At 49.5% G+C, this 18,478-nt stretch carries 11 protein-coding genes; 6 read left to right on the top strand and 5 right to left on the bottom strand.

Going from position 1 to position 18,478, the window contains the following annotated elements:
* Window positions 1-136 precede the first annotated feature (136 nt).
* The gene (locus tag G459_RS0109715) at window positions 137-2,017 is read right to left on the bottom strand and encodes a 7TM diverse intracellular signaling domain-containing protein (RefSeq protein ID WP_035455576.1); all 1,881 of its coding nucleotides are present in this window, start codon (window positions 2,015-2,017) and stop codon (window positions 137-139) included.
* 282 nt (window positions 2,018-2,299) lie between these two features.
* Here G459_RS0109715 and G459_RS0109710 point away from each other — a divergent pair, with 282 nt between their 5' ends.
* Window positions 2,300-4,717 carry an ABC transporter permease gene (locus G459_RS0109710; protein WP_026967482.1) on the top strand — a complete coding sequence of 806 codons (2,418 nt, stop codon included), beginning with the start codon at window positions 2,300-2,302 and terminating at the stop codon, window positions 4,715-4,717.
* A 257-nt stretch (window positions 4,718-4,974) separates the two neighbouring features.
* Complete coding sequence (locus tag G459_RS0109700; protein WP_026967481.1) at window positions 4,975-5,616, top strand: DUF2306 domain-containing protein; 642 nt, start codon at window positions 4,975-4,977, stop codon at window positions 5,614-5,616.
* Window positions 5,617-5,715: 99 nt separating this feature from the next.
* Here G459_RS0109700 and G459_RS0109695 read toward each other — a convergent pair whose 3' ends face one another.
* Window positions 5,716-6,303: a hypothetical protein gene (locus G459_RS0109695; protein WP_035455608.1), complete on the bottom strand. Its 588-nt coding sequence runs from the start codon at window positions 6,301-6,303 to the stop codon at window positions 5,716-5,718.
* Between the two features lie 372 nt (window positions 6,304-6,675).
* Window positions 6,676-7,839, bottom strand: a complete 1,164-nt coding sequence (locus tag G459_RS0109690; protein WP_245588157.1) for an FG-GAP-like repeat-containing protein — start codon at window positions 7,837-7,839, stop codon at window positions 6,676-6,678.
* Between the two features lie 299 nt (window positions 7,840-8,138).
* On the opposite strand from G459_RS0109690, the gene G459_RS0109685 reads away from it, so the two are divergent.
* Window positions 8,139-10,583 (top strand): ABC transporter permease, encoded by a 2,445-nt coding sequence (locus G459_RS0109685; RefSeq protein ID WP_035455573.1) that lies wholly within the window; start codon window positions 8,139-8,141, stop codon window positions 10,581-10,583.
* Between the two features lie 189 nt (window positions 10,584-10,772).
* Window positions 10,773-13,187, top strand: coding sequence for an ABC transporter permease (locus G459_RS0109675; protein ID WP_026967476.1), 2,415 nt, complete (start codon window positions 10,773-10,775; stop codon window positions 13,185-13,187).
* A 31-nt stretch (window positions 13,188-13,218) separates the two neighbouring features.
* Here G459_RS0109675 and G459_RS0109670 read toward each other — a convergent pair whose 3' ends face one another.
* Window positions 13,219-13,725, bottom strand: coding sequence for a DinB family protein (locus G459_RS0109670; protein WP_026967475.1), 507 nt, complete (start codon window positions 13,723-13,725; stop codon window positions 13,219-13,221).
* A gap of 133 nt (window positions 13,726-13,858) precedes the next feature.
* On the bottom strand, window positions 13,859-14,734 hold the full coding sequence (locus G459_RS27175) for an aldose 1-epimerase family protein (RefSeq protein WP_035455571.1): 876 nt from the start codon (window positions 14,732-14,734) through the stop codon (window positions 13,859-13,861).
* 194 nt (window positions 14,735-14,928) lie between these two features.
* Between G459_RS27175 and G459_RS0109660 the strand changes: the two genes are divergently transcribed.
* A complete protein-coding gene (locus G459_RS0109660; RefSeq protein WP_026967474.1) occupies window positions 14,929-15,582 on the top strand; it encodes a 3-keto-disaccharide hydrolase in 654 nt (217 codons plus the stop codon).
* Window positions 15,583-15,632: 50 nt separating this feature from the next.
* Window positions 15,633-18,392: a PVC-type heme-binding CxxCH protein gene (locus G459_RS27170; protein WP_084454447.1), complete on the top strand. Its 2,760-nt coding sequence runs from the start codon at window positions 15,633-15,635 to the stop codon at window positions 18,390-18,392.
* The last annotated feature ends 86 nt before the right edge of the window (window positions 18,393-18,478 follow it).

Genomic DNA, 18,478 nt, shown 5'->3' with positions numbered 1-18,478 from the left:
CAGTTTCGGTTAAAAGCGTCTTTAGAAGCTCCTGAAGCGGTTTTGAATCTATTTAGTCCCGCGTGGATACTAAGCAGTTGAAAAAAGCGGTCCGAGGACTTTTTTAGCCTTTTAGAAAGCGATATTCTGAGCCGGGCTAGTTGCTGGAGAAGTCTTGGCTTACCAGTAGATCACTCCACTTGGGTTGTTGGATTTCGGATTCCTTGAGACTGAGAAGAACTTTTTTTCGGAAAGCCCAAACGGTATTTTTCCTTAGATCCAGCTGCTCCGCCAGCTGTTCCAGCGTCTTCTTTTCATGCTTGGTGATTGCGTTGTAGGCGATAAAGAAGGCTTTGTCCAGCGGGAATTTAATACCCTGGAAGATCGTGCCCGCAGTAGCCGAATCTATATGGCCACACTTGCTGCAGCGCCTTGTGAAAAGCTTCGGGCCTTTTGCACTTTTTGGGTTATTGCAGTGACGGCATTCAAACCCATTGCCCCACTTGAACTCTTCGAGGTAGCGGAGGCAAGCAGATGGGTCGGGGAATATCTTTCTGAATTCCTCCAGAGTCAGGAGCTTGTTGCTGAGGCGGGCTTGGAAGGACTCCCGGATGCTGCTTTTCAGTTTGTAATTGTCTTTGTCAAGGAGGGAGTTGATTCGTTTGATCTCCTCATCCCGTTCGTTGACTTGCAGGGCGTACTCCTCCAGCAGCTTATTTTTCTCCGCCAACTCACGGGTTCTTTCACTCACCTTTTGCTCGAGCTCGCGGTTGACTTTGTCTTTCAACGCTACATTAGTTTCGATCTGCCGGATGGTTCGCCGCATCGCCCGATCCCGGTTGTCTTTGAGGATTCTCACCCGATCTGCCAAGGCAAAAGTGAGCAGCAACATCTCGATCAAAAAGGCGATGTGAAGACTGTAATAGAGGAGGGTATGGTGAGGGATAATCGCCGAGTTGACCAGGGCTTTGATCGTCACGCCAAGAAATAAAACCCCGTACGCGATCACAAAAAAGCGGGCGACCTTGTAGCCTTTGCTCCAGATGTGGATGCTGGCCACAAAGATGAAAAAGAACGGAATCACGTCGTAAAACTTGATCTCAAAGAGCTTTTGGTCGACCAAAAAACCACCCAGAAACAGTAGCGTTTTCAAAGCGAGCATGCCTAATAAGATCAAATGGATGGGATAGGAACGGTTTCTTGTATTTAGAAACTTGATGGAGAAAAGGATCGCCCAGAGGATGATCGAGTAGCTGAACACTCCGTTGGCGATCTGGTTTAGAGCCGGACTGTCTGGCCAGAGGTATTGGAATGCGATGCCATCTACACACATCGCGTAGATCGCTACGCTGGTGAGGTAGAAGGTGTAATAGAGATATTTCACCTCACGGATGGCCGAATAGATAAGCAGGTTGTACAGCGCCAGGATAGCGATCATCCCGTAGAAGAGCCCATAGGCGAAGTACTCGTTAAGCGCATAGTAGACAAAGCGGTTGACCGAGCGGACCGCGATTCGGATGTCAGCCTTTTGAGAAGATCTGATCTTGAAATAGTAATTGGAGATCCCCTCGGTCTCGTTTGCGATGATCAGCTCAAAATTCTTGTGCTTGAAAGACCGGACTTCAAACGGAAGCGCATCCCCGAGCTGGGCTTCCTGATAGCTGCCGTCGCGCTCGGGTAGGTAAGCGGTGAGGAAATCAATGCTCTGGTCATAAAATTCGATCACCCATTTCTTGGAGCTTTTGGGATCATTTTCAATGGAAAGCTTCACCCAATAGGTATGGTGGACGTCAAAATTACTTTTGTTGATCTCCGGACGGATCTTGAAGTTCGCCTGGAAATCTGCCGGGATGATGTCGTCGAAACTGAGTTCGTTGGTACTGTCTTCGAAAAACTCCAGTTGGCCGATCGTAAAGATTCGTTCTTCGAGGCTGTCATCGATCTTCAGCGTGGAGGATCCGGAGATCCGCTGGCCAAGTGAACTGATCGATGTGGAAAAAAATAAAAGGAAACCAATCACTAAATAGCTCTTGATCATGATTTGTTGGTTTAGGTAGTTCTAAATTACCACAAAAAGAGCGGCTAGACATCGATAGGATAGACGCTAGATGTAAGACGTTAGATCTAAGACCTAAGATTCAAAACGACCTCCCGATCTGATTGCCTTTTGCCCACTGGCGGACAAAACTGTCCGAATGCTAGCTCCTAAATTGCGCTTTTTGCCCAGCAAATACGCTTTTTGACTGGCATGGAATAGGCTAAGGATGTGGTGCGTTTCTATATTTTCCGGTTTTCAAATCTTTCAATTTTCCAATCCCCAATGCTGAAAAATTACTTTAAAATCGCCTGGAGAGGCCTGACCCGAAGCAAATGGGTAGGGGTGATCAATATAGTCGGACTGACCATCGGTATCACAGCGGCCTTGCTGCTCTTTGTGGTTGTTGAATACGAACTGAGTTATGATAAGTTTCAGTCAAACTACGGTCAGGTCTATCGGATATTTACGAAAGATCAGGGACAGGATGGCTTGGACCAAAATCCCGGCGTGGCGAATCCGGTGCCTGATGCCTTGATGAGCGAAAAACTTGGCTTTGACAAAGTCGTGCCGGTGATCGCTCACAGTGAGGTTCAGGTCAATGTACGCAAGTCCGAATCTGCAGATACCCCGGATAAGCACAAAGCCGAGACTCTGTTTTTTTCCACCTCTGAATACAAGGATCTATTTGATTTGGAATTTCTTTCGGGGAGTGAAAAAGCCCTGGATCAACCCGAACAGGTGATTTTGACGCAGTCTGAGGGAGAGAAGTATTTTGGAAGCTGGGAAAATGCGTTGGGAAAAACCATAGAATTGACCAATGGAGTATCGCTTGTGGTAGGTGGTGTAGTGGCCGAATTGCCAGAAAACAGCAATTTTGATTTTGACCTCCTCGTGTCTTATGAGACGATTCGGTCACATCAGGACACCTTTGAATACGATCTGTCGGAGTGGGGCAGTACCGGGAGCAATTTCCAGGTGTATGTCCTGGCTAATACTGAGACCGATCTGGCTTTGGCACAAAGCCAACTGGATGATTTCTCCAAGAAACATTTTGAGGGCAGAGGCAATTCGGTGCGAACTCATGGAATGCAGGCGCTCAGCGACATTCATTTCAATACGGAATTGGAACCATTGAGCGGTCGCTTGGTCAGAAAATCCACCATTCAGACCCTGATTCTCGTTGGTATTTTCATCCTCGTCATGGCTTCAATTAACTTTGTCAACCTGACCACTTCGCTTGCTATCGGCAAAAGCAAAGAGATCGGCGTCCGTAAAGTCATGGGCAGCTCCAGAACTCAGATTGCTCTGCAGTCACTGGGCGAGACGTTTTTGTCAGTAATCATCTCGGCGGGGATGGCTTTGGTCTTGGCAAATCTGTTGATGCCGTTTTTGGACAAGATCGCGGATGTGCCTGCTGATATCAGCTTTTTTCAGCCGGTGATCTTGGGCTTTATGGTACTGCTGATTGTGGTACTGACGTTGCTTTCCGGCTTTTATCCCGCTTTGATAATTTCCAGGTTCAAACCTATCCAGGCCTTGAAAAATAAGTTTCAGGGTGCTGAAATCGGTGGCGTTCCGATCCGCAGAGGCTTGGTGGTGCTGCAGTTTGCCATTGCTCAGATCCTCATGATCGGGACACTGATCGCCGTGAGGCAGATGAATCTGGTGCAGGAGACCGATCTTGGTTTCAACAAAGAAGCCATCTATTTCATGGATGTGCCTTCTGACTCTCGTGAAAGTGTGCGAATCGAGTCTTTCAAGCAGGAATTGCTGAGAATTCCGGGCGTACTGTCGGCTAGTATGGGCTCGGATGTGCCTTCCTCTGACAACAACTCTGCTTCTAATTTTTATTTCGATCAAAAGCAGGAAGATGTGCCTTTTCCAGCGTTTCTGAAGTTTGCCGATGAAGATTACTTTGAGCTCTACGAAATGGAATTCGCGGCTGGAGCAGGCTATCCAGCCAGCGACACCATCCGAAATGCTGTAATCAACGAGACTATGGCCAGAAAACTGATGCTCGGATCGCCCGAGGAAGCCATTGGCAAGTTGATCCGTCTGGGTGGTGGAGAATGGGTGCCGGTCACCGGAGTGGTCAAGGATTTTACGGTCAATTCACTTCGGGAGGAAATCAAGCAGCTGCTAATCACCACTTTCAAATCCCAATATCGCCAAGTAGCTGTCCGCCTGGACAAAACGGCAGGCAAATCAACGCTGGAAGCGATTCAGGGGAAGTTTGAGCAGCACTACCCGGAGCAGATCTTCACCGCCCAGTTTCTCGACGAATCCATTGCGGAGTTCTATGAGTCCGAGCAAAAGCTGGCTTTAGTCTATAAGATCTTCGCTGGCCTGGCCGTCCTGATCTCCTGCATCGGATTGTATGGCTTGGTTTCCTTCATGATCGGTCAGAAAGTCAAAGAAATCGGCATCCGAAAAGTGCTGGGAGCTTCGGTTTCCCAGATCACGTTTATGCTTTCCAGGGAGTTTTTGATCATGGTGTTGATCGCGTTTGGAGTGGCGATTCCGCTGGCTTACTACATGATGAAAGAGTGGCTGGAAACCTTTGCCTATCAAACTCAGATCTCAGTCGGCCTCTTTGCGCTGGTGATGGCAGCGTCGCTTTTGCTGACGATCCTGACTGTCGGATCAAAGGCCGTGAGGGCAGCGATCGCCAATCCGGTGAAAAGCCTGAAGGACGAATAGGCAGCGATTTATCAAGACAAATTGCTTTCAAAGCCCGGATCAGAAACTATCCGGGCTTTTTGTTTTTCGGCCAAAGAAAACGAGATCCTTGAAAACGGATTTTGCGGTCATTGATTCAACTTTGGCGCCCTTTACCTCGAACTTTCGGGGCGGATTTTCCAATCATCCGATTCGATTTGGTCTGGTGAAGGGGATTAGATAAATAGAAAATCCTAGATTTCGCTCCCGTTTCATTTTATCACTCAAACCGATTTGTTGTGAATGCAACTATTAAAAAAGCTTCGTGGTGGTTCTTTGCTTTGTTAGCTGTTGTCATCGGACTCTATCCGGCGATCTATTTCTGGGCCGACAGCAATTTCGGCTTACTTCAGTCCAAGCCGGAGACACTTCTGGCTGATCCAGTCTGGAACGTCGCCTTCTACACGCATATCCTATGCGGGGGCTTTGCTTTGTTAAGCGGCTGGATTCAATTTGACAAAGGGCTGCGCGACAGAAAGCGGAAACTTCACAAACGGATCGGAATGGCTTATGTGACCGCGGTGTTCTTCAGCAGTCTGGCGGGGATCTACATCGGCCTGTTTGCGACTGGTGGACTGGTAAGCATACTGGGATTTGTTAGTTTGGGCGTCATCTGGCTTTGCACTACGATGATGGGCTGGTTTACCGCCAAAAAACACGATTACGTGGCACACGAAGACTGGATGATCTTCAGCTATGCCGCCGCTTTTGCTGCGGTGACGCTGAGGATCTGGCTTCCGATCCTGATCGTTTTGCATCAGGGCGAATTTATACCGGCCTACCATATTGTCGCTTGGCTGTGTTGGGTTCCAAACATTCTGGTGGCTTTCTGGCTCGTAAGGAGGAGGAGAGTCGCTTCACAATCGATTAGAAACGCCTAAAAACAAAAAAGCCCTGATCCGAAGAACAGGGCTTGGGGTGTGTTGGTTTAGTTTTAGAAGTACTTGTCCGCTACGCCTCACGCGCACAGGCCTGGCGGATTAGAAATACAGCGTTTTTGTTCTTCCTTTGGCATCTGCCAATTCCATGTAGACTTGATCGGACTGCATTCCGGCGAAGGAGAAGTTTTTGGTAAATCCCTCAGGCTGGTCTATCTGCTCTTCGTGGATCAGTTTTCCTGTCTCAGAAGCGAAGATTTTTACCTGAACACCAGGCTCCAACAGTCCAATTACTGCCAATCTCACGGTGTTTTCGTCCAAGCTTTTTCCGTATGCCATCAGTGGCAACTCTGAAGCTGGAATCGGTTGATCCATCGTCTCTACGGTGTAGCGAACCTCATCTTCATTGGTGGCGATCCTTACCTGATATTCTCCCGCCGGCAGATTGGTCAGATTGTAGGGGACGACCAGATTTTCGTCTTGTACGCTGACCTTTCTGCTGCTCAGGACTTTGCCTTCAGGAGTGAGAATGGACACTTTGGCGGCGCCGACTCCTTCTTTCAGGGTGATCGTTACTTTTTTATAGTTGGTGTTTACGGCGGAGAGTTCTTTCAAGTCTTCGCTTGCCTGCGCTGAGAATGCGCCAAAAGATAATGCGCTAGCTAGTGCTACTGTGAATAAGGTTTTCATAATCATTTGTTGGTTTAGAGTTATACTTATCTCTTTGCGAAGCTCGTACCAATCAAAATATCATGAATGAAATAGAAGGGAGGTGCACGTGTTAATTGTTAACTTTTTAAAAAGTCTACGGAATTTCATTCTGAATAATTCACCGATTTTTAACAAAACCTGTATAATAATCGCTCACTCTGCCGTCCGCTTGTTCTGCTGGCGGACACTTTTGGCGAAATTTGACCAAATCTCAGGTTGCATCGGGTCCGGATTATTACCAAAATTTAATTTTGAAAATAGTCAAAAAACATTGGCAGCGATTTCAAACCAGAACTTTGCCTGTTCGGGACCGTACACTTTTCGTCCGAAATACATCAAAAGGCGCCCCGATTAGTTCTTGTTCCAGTAGATCTTCAGGTTTTTGGTGGCGCGGCCCGAGGCGATGAGCTCCGGCTTGCCGTCTCCATCGAGATCAGCTGCTTGCAGATCTTCGCAAGCCATCCCGTTTTTGTCGATCCAATATTCCTCAAATTCAGTAAATGAGCTGTTTTTGGGAACAAAGAGTTTGACTCCCAATTCTCCTGCTGCGTTGGGCACCCGCCAACCGACGGCGATCTGGTCCGATCCAAGTCCCAGAAAATCTCCAACGGCGAGCGCATGACCCTCTTTGAGTTGGTCACTCAAGACGGTTCGTGTGCCTGGAACAAGGTCATATGCGACGAGTTGATTTCCGTGTATGGGTTCGACGGTCGCTAGGAAGTGGGTTTGATTCTCAGTCAACCCCATTCGCAGCTCACCTACGCCGTCATTTTCAGGTAAAGGGAAAGGTGTTGTATTCCAGGTACGACCTTCTTTTGTTATCGTCTTTACGCCTTCTTTTCCTCCCAAAAGAAAGGATTTCGAATTTTGGTCGGCGGCGACATCCATATTGTGGGTCAGATGCATGGACTCATCGATCACTTCGTAGGTCCAGTCACCCGCTGGATTTTTGGGATACTCGTAGGCGATGACTTTCACGCCAGCGCCTTCCCCGTTGGCATTGCCACGGCCATGCAGTGGAACGACGATCAAGTAAGATTTCTTTCCGTTTTCCAGCCAGCGCATCCGGTGGGTCGTGGGCTCGTGGTGGAGTTGCTTTGGAGTCCATGGTTGAGTGGGATCGGCAGGGCGAACCAGGTAAAAGACTGCGCCCGACTTGGTCGTGTCAGAGGTTTCGCCGGGATTCCATTGGGCACCGACGGCGATCTCAACTTTGCCGTCCCCGTCCAGATCCCGGGCGGCGATGCATACGTTGTCAGATGCAGTGAGATTTTCCGCGATGATATGTTTTTCCCAAGCTCCGTTACGGTACCAGACGATCTGTTTTTTGTCCGCCAATAGGATGTCCTCCTTCCCGTCTCCGTCCACGTCTCCGATGGCCATTCCGTAGCCAATTGCAACGGCGGCGTCAATTTCCTGTGCTTCGAATTTTGGCTCGGAAAGGAATTGGAAAGCAGTGACAAGAGAAATCAGCGGAAAAGTCAGCATGGCGTTTTGGGGTAGGTTCAGTTTCAATATAGTCCATTTTCTCACGAAACGGATAGAACTACCTTCGCAATATTCCCTGTCGATGAGTGTCTGGGCAGAATTTTAGGAATGTGCGTCTACGAACAAAATTGTTCGCCAATAATTTACGGAAAACGAGGAAAAGCCCTCAACCCCGTTAGTTAGGATATTTTTCATGGCATGGAAGTGGAAAAGCATCTGTCGATTGATGAGCTATAGACTTTCGGTTTCGACCGGAATTTTGTCCGTCCTTTATTTGAAGTGCCAAACCAATATTATCCCTATTGATCAACCTATTCTCCCAGGCCATGTTTAAAAACTACTTTAAAATCGCCCTTCGAAATCTCGCTAAAAGCAAGCTGCACACCGGGATTAACCTGATCGGGCTCACGCTGGGTTTGGGTGTCAGCATTCTGATCTTCTTTTTTGTACAGTTTGAGAGCAGCTTCGACAATTTCCACGAAGAAAGCGATCGGATTTTTCGGGTGGAACGGCATGAAAAAGGGGAAGAGGAGATGTTTTCCGGGTTTTCAACGCCGGTCATCACCGCGCCTACTTTCGCCGCCGAGTTTCCGCAGGTGACTCATACGACCCGGCTCATTGGCAGCTCCGCGCAGGCCTATCTGGATGACGAGACCACTCAGACCCAGCAATTCCTGAGCGTAAGCCCCGACTTCTTGGAGATTTTCGGCTTCAAGTTGCTTCAGGGAACAAAGGAGCAGGCTTTGAAGGACAAATTTGGGGTGGTGGTCACCGAGGAGACAGCGAAGAAGTATTTTGGCGATGCCAATCCGATGGGGAAATCCATCCGGATTCAAATGGGGGACAACTACGAGGAGTATCAGGTGACGGGACTTTTGGAAGATCTTCCGGCTAACTCGAGTATTAAGTTTGAGATGCTGGTGAACGATGAAAATCTGGATTTTAGCATACCCAAGCAAAATCAGGAATCATGGTACAACGTCTATGGAGATACCTATGTGAAGCTCAACGAAGCGCAGTCAAAAGCCGCAGTGGAGGCAGGAGTAGACCCGATGATGAAGAAAGTACTGGGCGAGAACTATAAAGCGGGAGAGTATTTCTTTACCCTCCAGCCGATCGCTGAGATCCACCTTTCGGACAATCCTGATACCGGAATGGCTGAAACTACCCGCCCAACCCTGCTTTGGATATTGGCTGGGATTGCATTTTTGATCCTCCTCATCGCCTGCATCAATTTCACCACCATGGCAATCGGGCGCTCAACTACCCGTGCCAAAGAAGTGGGAGTGCGCAAGACGATGGGGGCTGAGTTTGGACAGCTGGTGATCCAGTTTTTGACGGAGGCATTTCTGGTCACAGTCGCTGCGTTGGTCCTGGGCTTGATCCTCGCCGAGGTGCTGCTTCCGACCTTCAATGAGCTGTTTGACAAAAAACTCGAGCTGGTGTACGGGCCGACTCAGATCCTGATTCTGCTTGGATTAGTGCTGGGGATCACGGCTTTGGCAGGAGCGTATCCGGCGTTTTTTATGTCCAATCTGCGGCCGATCAAAGTGCTGAAGGGGAATCTCTCGATCCGGTTTGGAAAGCAGGGGCTTCGCAAAGGGTTGGTCGCGTTTCAGTTTTTCATATCCTTTATGCTGATCGCATCGACCCTGATCATGGTCCATCAGATGAATGCGATCCGGGATTATGATCTCGGTTTTGATCAGGAAATGATCGTGCTGGTCGATGTGCCGGATGCGCCGGGTACCAACTTTAGGCAGACAATCAGCGCCAGTTTTGCGCAGGCGGAGATTTACCGACAGGCATTGATGGGGAGGTCGGAGATTCTGTCTGCCGGCATCACCATTGCCACCTACGGGGATGACTCATTTTGGGATGGTGGGTTCCCGACGCCGGATGAAAAACAGTTTAATTTTCGCTTGAATTTTATCGGCGGGGATTATGTGAAGACGCTCGGACTGGAGCTCGTCAAAGGTCGGGACCTAAACCCGCAAATAGGAGCTGACAGCAGCGGCGTGCTCATCAATGAGACTTTCGCCAAGGCGATGGGTTGGGATGATCCCTTGGGAGAAATGCTGCCAAGCAACAAGATCAAAAGCCATGAGATCGTCGGCGTGCTGAAGGATTTCAATCACAATTCGCTGTACAAGGAAATCGAGCCGGTCATCCTGGCCAAAAGCCCCGATGTAATCTTCAGCGGGATCAATACGCTGATGATCCACTCCGCGACCAACCCAAAAGTGATGGTAAAAGGTGCAGGAACCGACTTTGAGGCTTTCAGAGCTTTGCTAGAAAGCGAATGGGAGCGGGTTTTTCCGATGGAAGCTTTTAGCTTTAATTTCTTGGATGAGACGGTTCAAAAGCAATATGTCGCCGACGAGCGATTGGGCAAGATGGTATTCCTTGCAGCCTGTATTGCGATCCTGATTGCTGCGATGGGATTATTTGCGATGGCGGCTTTGAGTATCGCAGGGCGAACCAAGGAGATCGGAATCCGCAGAGTTTTAGGGGCGTCGAGCTGGAGTATTTCCTGGATGTTCAACAAAGAGTTTCTGGTCATCACGATCATCGGTGTGGTGGTCGCGCTTCCCCTGAGTCTGTATTTTATGCAGAGCTGGTTGGAGCAATTTGCGGTGAAGGAATGGCCGTCATGGGTTAACTTCCTGCTGCTGGCCATCGGAGGAATCGCCTTTACCATCGCGGTGATCTCTGCGCAGTCTTATCGGGCCACTCAAATGAATCCGGTAAAGACGCTGAAGGATGAATGATAAAAAGTATCAAGACGCTAGTATCAAGTATCAAGACAAGAAGCAAGAGACAAGAGGAAGAAAAAATTACGATTTACGAATTACGATCTACGAGGTCTTGTATGGTATTAAAGCCATCTACTCTAGGAAACCTTACAACTTTGCAACCCCAATTTTCCAATCTTCCAATTTTGAAATCTTCCAATTCAAATGCTGAAAAACTACTTTAAAATCGCCTGGAGAAATCTCACCCGAAACAAGCTCAGGACTTTTATCCATGTGCTGGGGCTGTCATTGGGGATTTCCATCTGCTTTTTGATCTTCAATCTGGTCTTTCATTCATACAGCTACGATACCTTTCACCCGGACGTGGATCGGATCTACCGAGTGAACACGGTGACCGAGTGGGATGGTGAAAGCTATCCAAATTCAGGTACGCCCGGGCCACTGGGAGAGGTGATTCAGGATGAGATATCGACGGTAACGGACAAAGGCCGACTGTATACCCTAAGTCAAACGCTGGTTGCCAATCCGGAGCAGAACAAAGTGTACGGGCGGGTCGACGGAGCAACCTTTGCCGACCCTGGTTTTTTCAGGATCTTCCCGAGGAAGTGGCTTGCGGGGAATCCCGAAACTGCCCTGAATGCTCCCTATTCGGCCGTCATCTCGGAGGCAAGCCTGCACCGCTATTTCCCGGGATTGGATCCAGCGGCGGTTTTGGGGAAAGAACTTCTTTGGATAGACTCTGACTCAATTGTCGCCCAGGTGACGGGTGTGGTGGAAGATTTCAAAGAACATTCGGACTTTATCTTTACGGACTTCATCTCCTTTAGCACCATCAAAAAGAGCGAGGCTGAGGATTGGTATGGCCTTCACAGTTGGGGAAATGTCAATTCAAGTTCCCAGTTGTTTGTCAAAGCAACAGAAGGAGTCGACAAAAGCCAATTGGATGAGGGGTTTGTGGCGATCGTAGCAAAGAATTACGAGAAAAAAGAGGAGGGCGAAGGGAAGACCAGCTTTTTCATGGAGCCGCTGTCGGAGATGCATTTCTCGCACAATTATTCCGAGACAAACGTGTCCAAAGTTTTTTTACAGGGATTGGTCTATATCGGGCTGATTATCTTGGTTTTGGCAGCCTTGAATTTCATCAATCTAGAGACCGCTCAGGCGATTGGGAGGGCCAAGGAAGTGGGCATCCGCAAGACGCTGGGAGGCAGACGGCCTCAGCTCATCTTTCAGTTTTTGACCGAAACCTACCTGATCGTTCTTCTGGCGACGGTTTTTGGGATAGTGTTTGTCGAGGTTTTGAAAGTCCTCTTTTCGGATTACCTCCCTTCGGAGTTTGTCATCGATCATTTAAGTGGGATAAATTTCACGTTTTATGCCTTGTTTCCGCTCCTGATCACGCTGATCTCGGGGATCTATCCGTCGCTGGTTTTGTCTGGATATCAGCCGCAGCGCGCATTGAAAGGCGACTCTTCCAGCCACAGAGGCTTTTCGGTCGGTGTGTTTTTGAGAAAAAACCTGACCGTGCTGCAATTTTCAGCCTCAATTGCTTTTATCATCTTGGTTTTGGTGCTCAATCAGCAGATCAAGTACGTCTCCAGCCAGCCTTTGGGATTTGAAAAAGAGGAAGTGATGTACGCCTCACTTCCCTTTCTTTCTCCCACCGATAAGATGATACAGCTACAGGAAAGACTGAATCAAAAAAGCATCGTGAAGGGGAGCAGCCTGAGCGGTAATCTCGTGACCTCGACGAGTCTTTGGACTTCAGATGCGTCTGTGCCGGTAGATACGACCGAGAAGCGGATGAATATTCAGGTGATGAACGTGGATTCTGCTTTTGTCCGGGTCAATGGGGTGCCGCTCCTGGCGGGAAATCCTGGCTCCAACCGTCAAGACGAGGTCGTGGTCAATGAGAACTTCCTAAAGGAAGCCGGCATCGCTACTCCCGAGGCAGCCGTCGGTATGGATATTAAATTCAATGATGAGCAGAAGAAAATTGTCGGCGTGGTGGCCAATTTCCACTCCCGCACACTTCGGGAGGAGATCCGTCCCATGTTGCTGACGGTCAATCCCCAATACTTCCAATCGATCACCGTCAAGCTGGAAAAAGGGCAAAATCTGGCCGCCGTTAAATTAGAACTGGAGGAGGCTTACAAGGAGATTTTTCCCTATGAGACAGCGGAGTTTAAGTTTATGGACACGCAGATCGAGCGGTTTTACGCCGAGGATCTCCGCATCCGCAATGTGCTAGGGGGCTCTTGCATCCTGGCGATCCTGATCTCTGCGATGGGTTTGTTTGGGCTTTCTTCCTACACGATCGCCCAGCGAACCAAGGAGATCAGTATCCGAAAGGTGCTCGGAGCCACCGTGCTTCAGATCTTGGGTTTGATTACCAAAGAGTATGTGTTGCTCGTGCTGGTCTCATTCGCGCTAGCGGTGTATCCGGCTTACTACTTTCTGAGCGATTGGCTCGATGGTTTTACGTATAAGATTTCCATGCCCTTTTCGCTCTTTGCACTGTCAGGACTCGGAGTGATGGCCATTTGTCTGCTGATCGTGGGACTGCATTCCTATGTGGCCGCACAGACCAATCCCGCAAAGGTACTGAAGGATGAGTAGCTCAGTAAAAGTCTCTATGAGCAGTACATCTTTAACTGCCTAAAACAACTTTTACCGTCACCAGCAACTGTCCGAGATGACGCTGGGTATGCTCGGCTGCGTGAAAAACCAAGCCACCGACCGTGGAAGGCAATTGCGCCCTGCCTACTCCTCGATAATCAGGGAGCGTCTCGGGATTGATCTTTGATACAAAATCCAAAAAGTCAACGATCTGGCGGTCGAGATTTTCCAATAGAATTTGCGTGGTCAGATTCGTATCTGGAACGCCTTCTTTTTTGAGATAAGCGAATTGCTGCTCGCTCAGCGTTTTCGCCTGGGCGTAGGTCGCCATCCGATCGATCACTCCCGTGATGTGCTGCAGGTGGAATCCCGGGCTGGCCAGTCCCATGGGCTTTTCCCAAAGTAATTCGTCAGGGAAGTCTTGCATCAATTCGTGGATTTCGTTTTGTGCCTGTTTGATCGCATGAGCTACTGGCTGCAAAAGTGGCGGAAAACCGGCCAGTGGACCTCTGAGCCATACTTCGGGTGGGGTTGTCATGAGGATGGATTTAAGGGTTTGATTCTTTTCTCTCCAAGGTTGAAGCTATGACCGATTTCATTTCTCCGCTCCGAACACGCGACCACATTCGGCTTGCACCAGACCGTAAAAGACCTTTCAGACTCCCTTCTGATTACAAGATCTCGATGCTGAATTTCTTTGTCTCAGATGCTCCTGGAGCAAGCATACGAATGCCTTCTTTTTCAGCCAACTTTCCGGAATGCTGGGCAGAGTCCGCGATTCCCAACCAAGGTTCAAGGCAGACAAACGACGCTCCTGGCTTCGCCCAAATGCCCAGGTAATCAAAGTCTCCAAATTCCATCTTTACAATAGGCCCTTTTTCCCGATGACTGAGGGATACTTCTCTGGACTTCAGCCCTTTGAAGATCAATGCATCTTGGTCGAAAATATGCGCATGCAAAGGGAGCTCTTTCGTGGAGTACAGGACCATTTCACCTTTTTCCCCGATCAGTCCCTCAGGAGTAATCATCCAGGTAGTATCGTGTTCAATTTGAGGGAATTCGATTTGATAATCTTCGATTTGCTCACCGGGCAGGAGTGGACAGGCAAATGCCGGATGACCTCCAAGCGAATAGTACAGGTCTTGGGTATCCAGGTTTGAAACCTGATGGGAGACCTCCAGACGGTTGCCGGAAAGCCGGAAAGTGACCTCTAACGAGAAGATAAATGGATAGACTTCGAGCGTTTCTGGGCTGGAATCGAACCGAAATACCAGAGTGTCCGGAAGGTGTTGTATGAGTTTGGCTTGGTTCGAGTTTCGCACAAACCCATGCTTAGGTAGGGCATATTCGGTTCCTTGGTAGCTGGTTTTACCATTCTTCAATGCGCCGATATTTGGAAAAAGAATCGGTGCCTGTCCCGTCCAAAATTGTGGGTCTCCCTGCCAGAGATGTTCTTGGCCGTTGATTTTTGAGATAATGGAGCTGAGCTCCATTCCCTTATGTTTTACGCTGACTTGGAGTGACTCGGACTCAATGGTGTAGTGCATGGCTTGTCATAAAAAGAAGCCGAAAGATAGGGGAGAGTGCGCAGATGAGTCCTTGAACCGCTTCAAAACTTTTTTCAATTCTTAACTTCCAACCTTCAACATATCGTCTAGCAGGTTGGAACCTCCTAACCTCCCAACTTCCCGACTCCCAAACCTCCCACTTTTTTATTATTTTAGACCAAACCCAAAAAACCATGCGATCCTCTCTCACCGTCCTTTTCCTGTTTATGCTTGCTTTGATCTCTATCTCCTGCCAAAGTCCGGAGACTACGGGCCCAGTGCGACTGTTTGACGGAAAAACTTTTCAAGGCTGGGAAGGGGACACGACAGATACCTGGCGGATTGTGGGTGGAGAGCTCGTTGGAGGCTCGTTGGTAAACACGGTTCCGAACAATGACTTCTTGGTGACCGAGCGGGAATATGGAAACTTCGTCCTTACGCTGAAGATCAAACTAACGGGAGAAGAGGGCTTTATCAACTCGGGAATCCAATTTCATTCCCAACGGTTGGTCGACCCGGCCTATGAGATGACGGGCTATCAAGCCGACTGGGGCGAGGGATACTGGGCCAGTCTCTACGACGAATCGCGGCGAAACAAGACGCTGATCGCACCCGATTCGGCGCAAGTGTTGAGTTGGATCAAGAAGAATGACTGGAACGACTATAAGATTCACACTGAGGATGGCCGGATACAGCTCTTCATCAACGGACATCAAACCGTGGACTACACCGAGTCCGACCCTGCAATCCCACAGGCTGGGTTGATCGGTTTCCAAATCCATGGAGGCGGCAAGGCCCAGGTTGCAATCAAGGATGTTTTTATTGAAGAACTCGGCGAAAACCAATAGATTAAACATTTATTTCCCTGCCAGTCAATACCCAATAACCCCAAAACTTGATGAAAACCTACCGCCTGTCAATCGTTTTTGCCTTGCTACTTTTTGCCATCACTGCCAAAGGCCAGGATACTGAACCTGACAGAGAATTTCGCCTCTCTGCGACCATGCTGGGATACTTTGCAGAAGATGGGACCAGAAATCCGACTTTGAAAGCGAAAAAAGGCGAAACCGTCCGCATCACTATCACCAACGGGGAGCTCATGACGCACGACGTGGCGATGGAGAAACTCAAGATCAAGAGTGAAACCATCATTGAAAAAGGCACGAGCACCAGCATCGCCTTTGTCGCGGTGGATGACGACACGTACTACTGCACGGTACCGGGGCACCGGGCTGCCGGAATGGTTGGGAAGTTTGAAATCCTTCAAGAAGGCGAAACGGAGGAGATAGCCAAGGGAGTTCTTCCCATAAAAGACGGTCGGTCTCTCAATCTAAACTTTGAAACCGGCACGCTGGACAATTGGACGGCGGACGGGGATGCCTTCGCCAGTCCGCTCATCCAGTCCGACCCTTCACCGCTGCATGGAGAAGAAGGTCCGATTTTCTTTGAAGGCGAAAATTTTCTGACCAGCGGAGGACTGAAAAACTACCAGCTTACCGGCTCGCTCACCTCTGACAGCTTTAAAATTACAGCTCCATTTGCTGCATTCCGGGTTTCCGGTGGTGCCTTGGTGGATACCCGCGTGGAACTGGTTTTGGCCGAAACTGATGAGGTAATTTTTAGCTCAACAGGACAGGGGAGAGCTACGCTGCAGCCGGTGGTTGCTGATCTGACACCGTTTTTGGGCAAGGAAATCTTCATCAGGATTATCGACAACGAAACCGGGATTTCTCAGATCCCCTATATCTCTGATGACAAGTGGGCCCATATCAATTTCGATGACTTCCGCTTTTACTCCTCCAGACCCAATTTTCCCAATGAACTGAGCAAAGACGATATCATTGTCCTTCCGCCGCTGGATCCGGTGCTGAACGCCGGTCTAACCGGTTTACAAGCTGCCGCGACCATGACGCCTCCTGCGGGATTCAAGGTGACCCTGGCGGCTTCGGAGCCGGAGATTATCCGCCCGATCAGTTTTACCATTGATGCCAAAAATAGACTTTGGGTGGTGGAAGGCCACACGTATCCGGTCCCTGCGCCAGAAGGAGAAGGTAAGGACCGAGTTCTGATCTTCGAGGACACGAATGGTGACGGCTCGCTGGACAGTAGAAAAGTCTTTGCCGAGGGCCTAAATCTAGTCAGCGGCATAGAAGTCGGAATGGGTGGAGTTTGGCTCGGAGCGGCGCCTTACCTGCTTTTTATCCCGATCGATCATGAAACGGACAAGCCCGCCGGCCCGGCACAAAAACTGCTCGACGGCTGGGGAACCCAAGACACCCACGAGGTATTGAACAACCTGCGCTGGGGACCGGATGGCTGGCTCTACGGCACCCATGGGGTGTTTACCCACTCCAATGTCGGCAAGCCAGGTGCCCCGGATTCCGAGCGGACCAAGATCAACGCAGGAGTCTGGAGATATCATCCGACAAGGCATGAATTTGAGGTGTTTGCCGAGGGCAGCAGCAATCCCTGGGGGATTGACTTCAACAGCTACGGGCATTCGTTCATCACCGTATGCGTGATCCCGCATCTGTACTACGTCGTGCAAGGAGCCAGATACCAGCGACAGGCCGGCGAGCATTTCAATCCCTACACGTTCGATGACATCAAGACCATCGGAGACCATGTGCACTGGCTGGGTGACCGTGGACCTCACGCGGGGAATTTCAGATCCGCAGCAGCCGGAGGTGGCCATGCCCACGCTGGAGCAATGATCTATCTGGGTGGTGACAATTGGCCGGCGGAATACCGCGACGCGATATTTATGAACAACATCAATGGAGCGAGACTCAATATCGACGAATTGAAAAAATCCGGTTCGGGCTATGTAGGCGTGCACCATGAAGATTTCATGGCTATGAATGACTCTTGGTCGCAATGGCTCAACTTTAAGTACGATGCCAGCGGTTCGGTCTTCGCCATTGACTGGTATGACAAAAACCAGTGCCACAGCCCCAATCCGGATGTGCACGACAAATCTCTGGGAAGGATCTTCAAGATTAGCCACGAAAAAGACGTCTTCGTAACCGAAAATCTCTACGAAGCCTCCGATCTGGAGCTCGCAAACTATCAGACACATGCTAACGAATGGTACGCCCGTCAATCCAGAATTATATTGCAGGAGCGGGGAGGCAATCGCAAGTCCCAAAAAGCGCTGAAGGCTATCCTAGCCAATGATCCTGAGATCAGCCATCAGTTGCGGGCGCTGTGGACGCTACACGCCATGGAAGCAATGGATGAAAAGGAAATGCATGCACTGCTGGTTGATCCCAACGAGTATATCCGTAGCTGGGCTATTCAGCTCCTGACGGAAAACAAGTCAGTTTCAGCCGAAACGCTGGACAAATTCACCGAAATGGCAAAGGACGATTCCTCGCCGATGGTCAGACTCTACCTAGTGTCGGCGATGCTCCGTCTGCAGCCGGATCTGCGATGGAATGTGTTGACCGCTTTGTCCCAACGGGCCGAGGATGCGGAAGATCACAATCTGCCGCTGATGCTTTGGTATGCACTTGAGCCGCTGACAGACCTGAATGCCAAGCGTGCACTGACTTTGGCAGAAAACGCCAAGATTCCGATCCTGCTGGAGTATACTATGCAGAAGCTGGGGGAAAAGAATGTGATGGCTCCTCAGGATTCTACTCCGGTCCATCATTGATGATACCGCACAAGTCTAGCGGAATTTGCTGTCGTGAAACACTGGACCCAATTGGGTATTAAGATCGAGAAGTAGAAGCCCTTTTT

It is taken from the genome of Algoriphagus terrigena DSM 22685, assembly GCF_000429445.1.
Lineage (GTDB): Bacteria > Bacteroidota > Bacteroidia > Cytophagales > Cyclobacteriaceae > Algoriphagus > Algoriphagus terrigena.
The sequence above is the reverse complement of the archived record's forward strand: the minus strand, read 5'-3'. Positions and strand labels throughout refer to the sequence as shown.

Excerpts from the sequence above, each read along its gene's own strand:
- G459_RS0109685 (WP_035455573.1), top strand. The coding sequence starts at position 8,139 with ATGTTTAAAAACTACTTTAAAATCGCCCTTCGAAATCTCGCTAAAAGC.
- G459_RS27175 (WP_035455571.1), bottom strand. The coding sequence starts at position 14,734 with ATGCACTACACCATTGAGTCCGAGTCACTCCAAGTCAGCGTAAAACAT.
- G459_RS27170 (WP_084454447.1), top strand. The coding sequence starts at position 15,633 with ATGAAAACCTACCGCCTGTCAATCGTTTTTGCCTTGCTACTTTTTGCC.
- G459_RS0109695 (WP_035455608.1), bottom strand. The coding sequence starts at position 6,303 with ATGAAAACCTTATTCACAGTAGCACTAGCTAGCGCATTATCTTTTGGC.
- G459_RS0109670 (WP_026967475.1), bottom strand. The coding sequence starts at position 13,725 with ATGACAACCCCACCCGAAGTATGGCTCAGAGGTCCACTGGCCGGTTTT.
- G459_RS0109675 (WP_026967476.1), top strand. The coding sequence starts at position 10,773 with ATGCTGAAAAACTACTTTAAAATCGCCTGGAGAAATCTCACCCGAAAC.
- G459_RS0109715 (WP_035455576.1), bottom strand. The coding sequence starts at position 2,017 with ATGATCAAGAGCTATTTAGTGATTGGTTTCCTTTTATTTTTTTCCACA.
- G459_RS0109710 (WP_026967482.1), top strand. The coding sequence starts at position 2,300 with ATGCTGAAAAATTACTTTAAAATCGCCTGGAGAGGCCTGACCCGAAGC.
- G459_RS0109660 (WP_026967474.1), top strand. The coding sequence starts at position 14,929 with ATGCGATCCTCTCTCACCGTCCTTTTCCTGTTTATGCTTGCTTTGATC.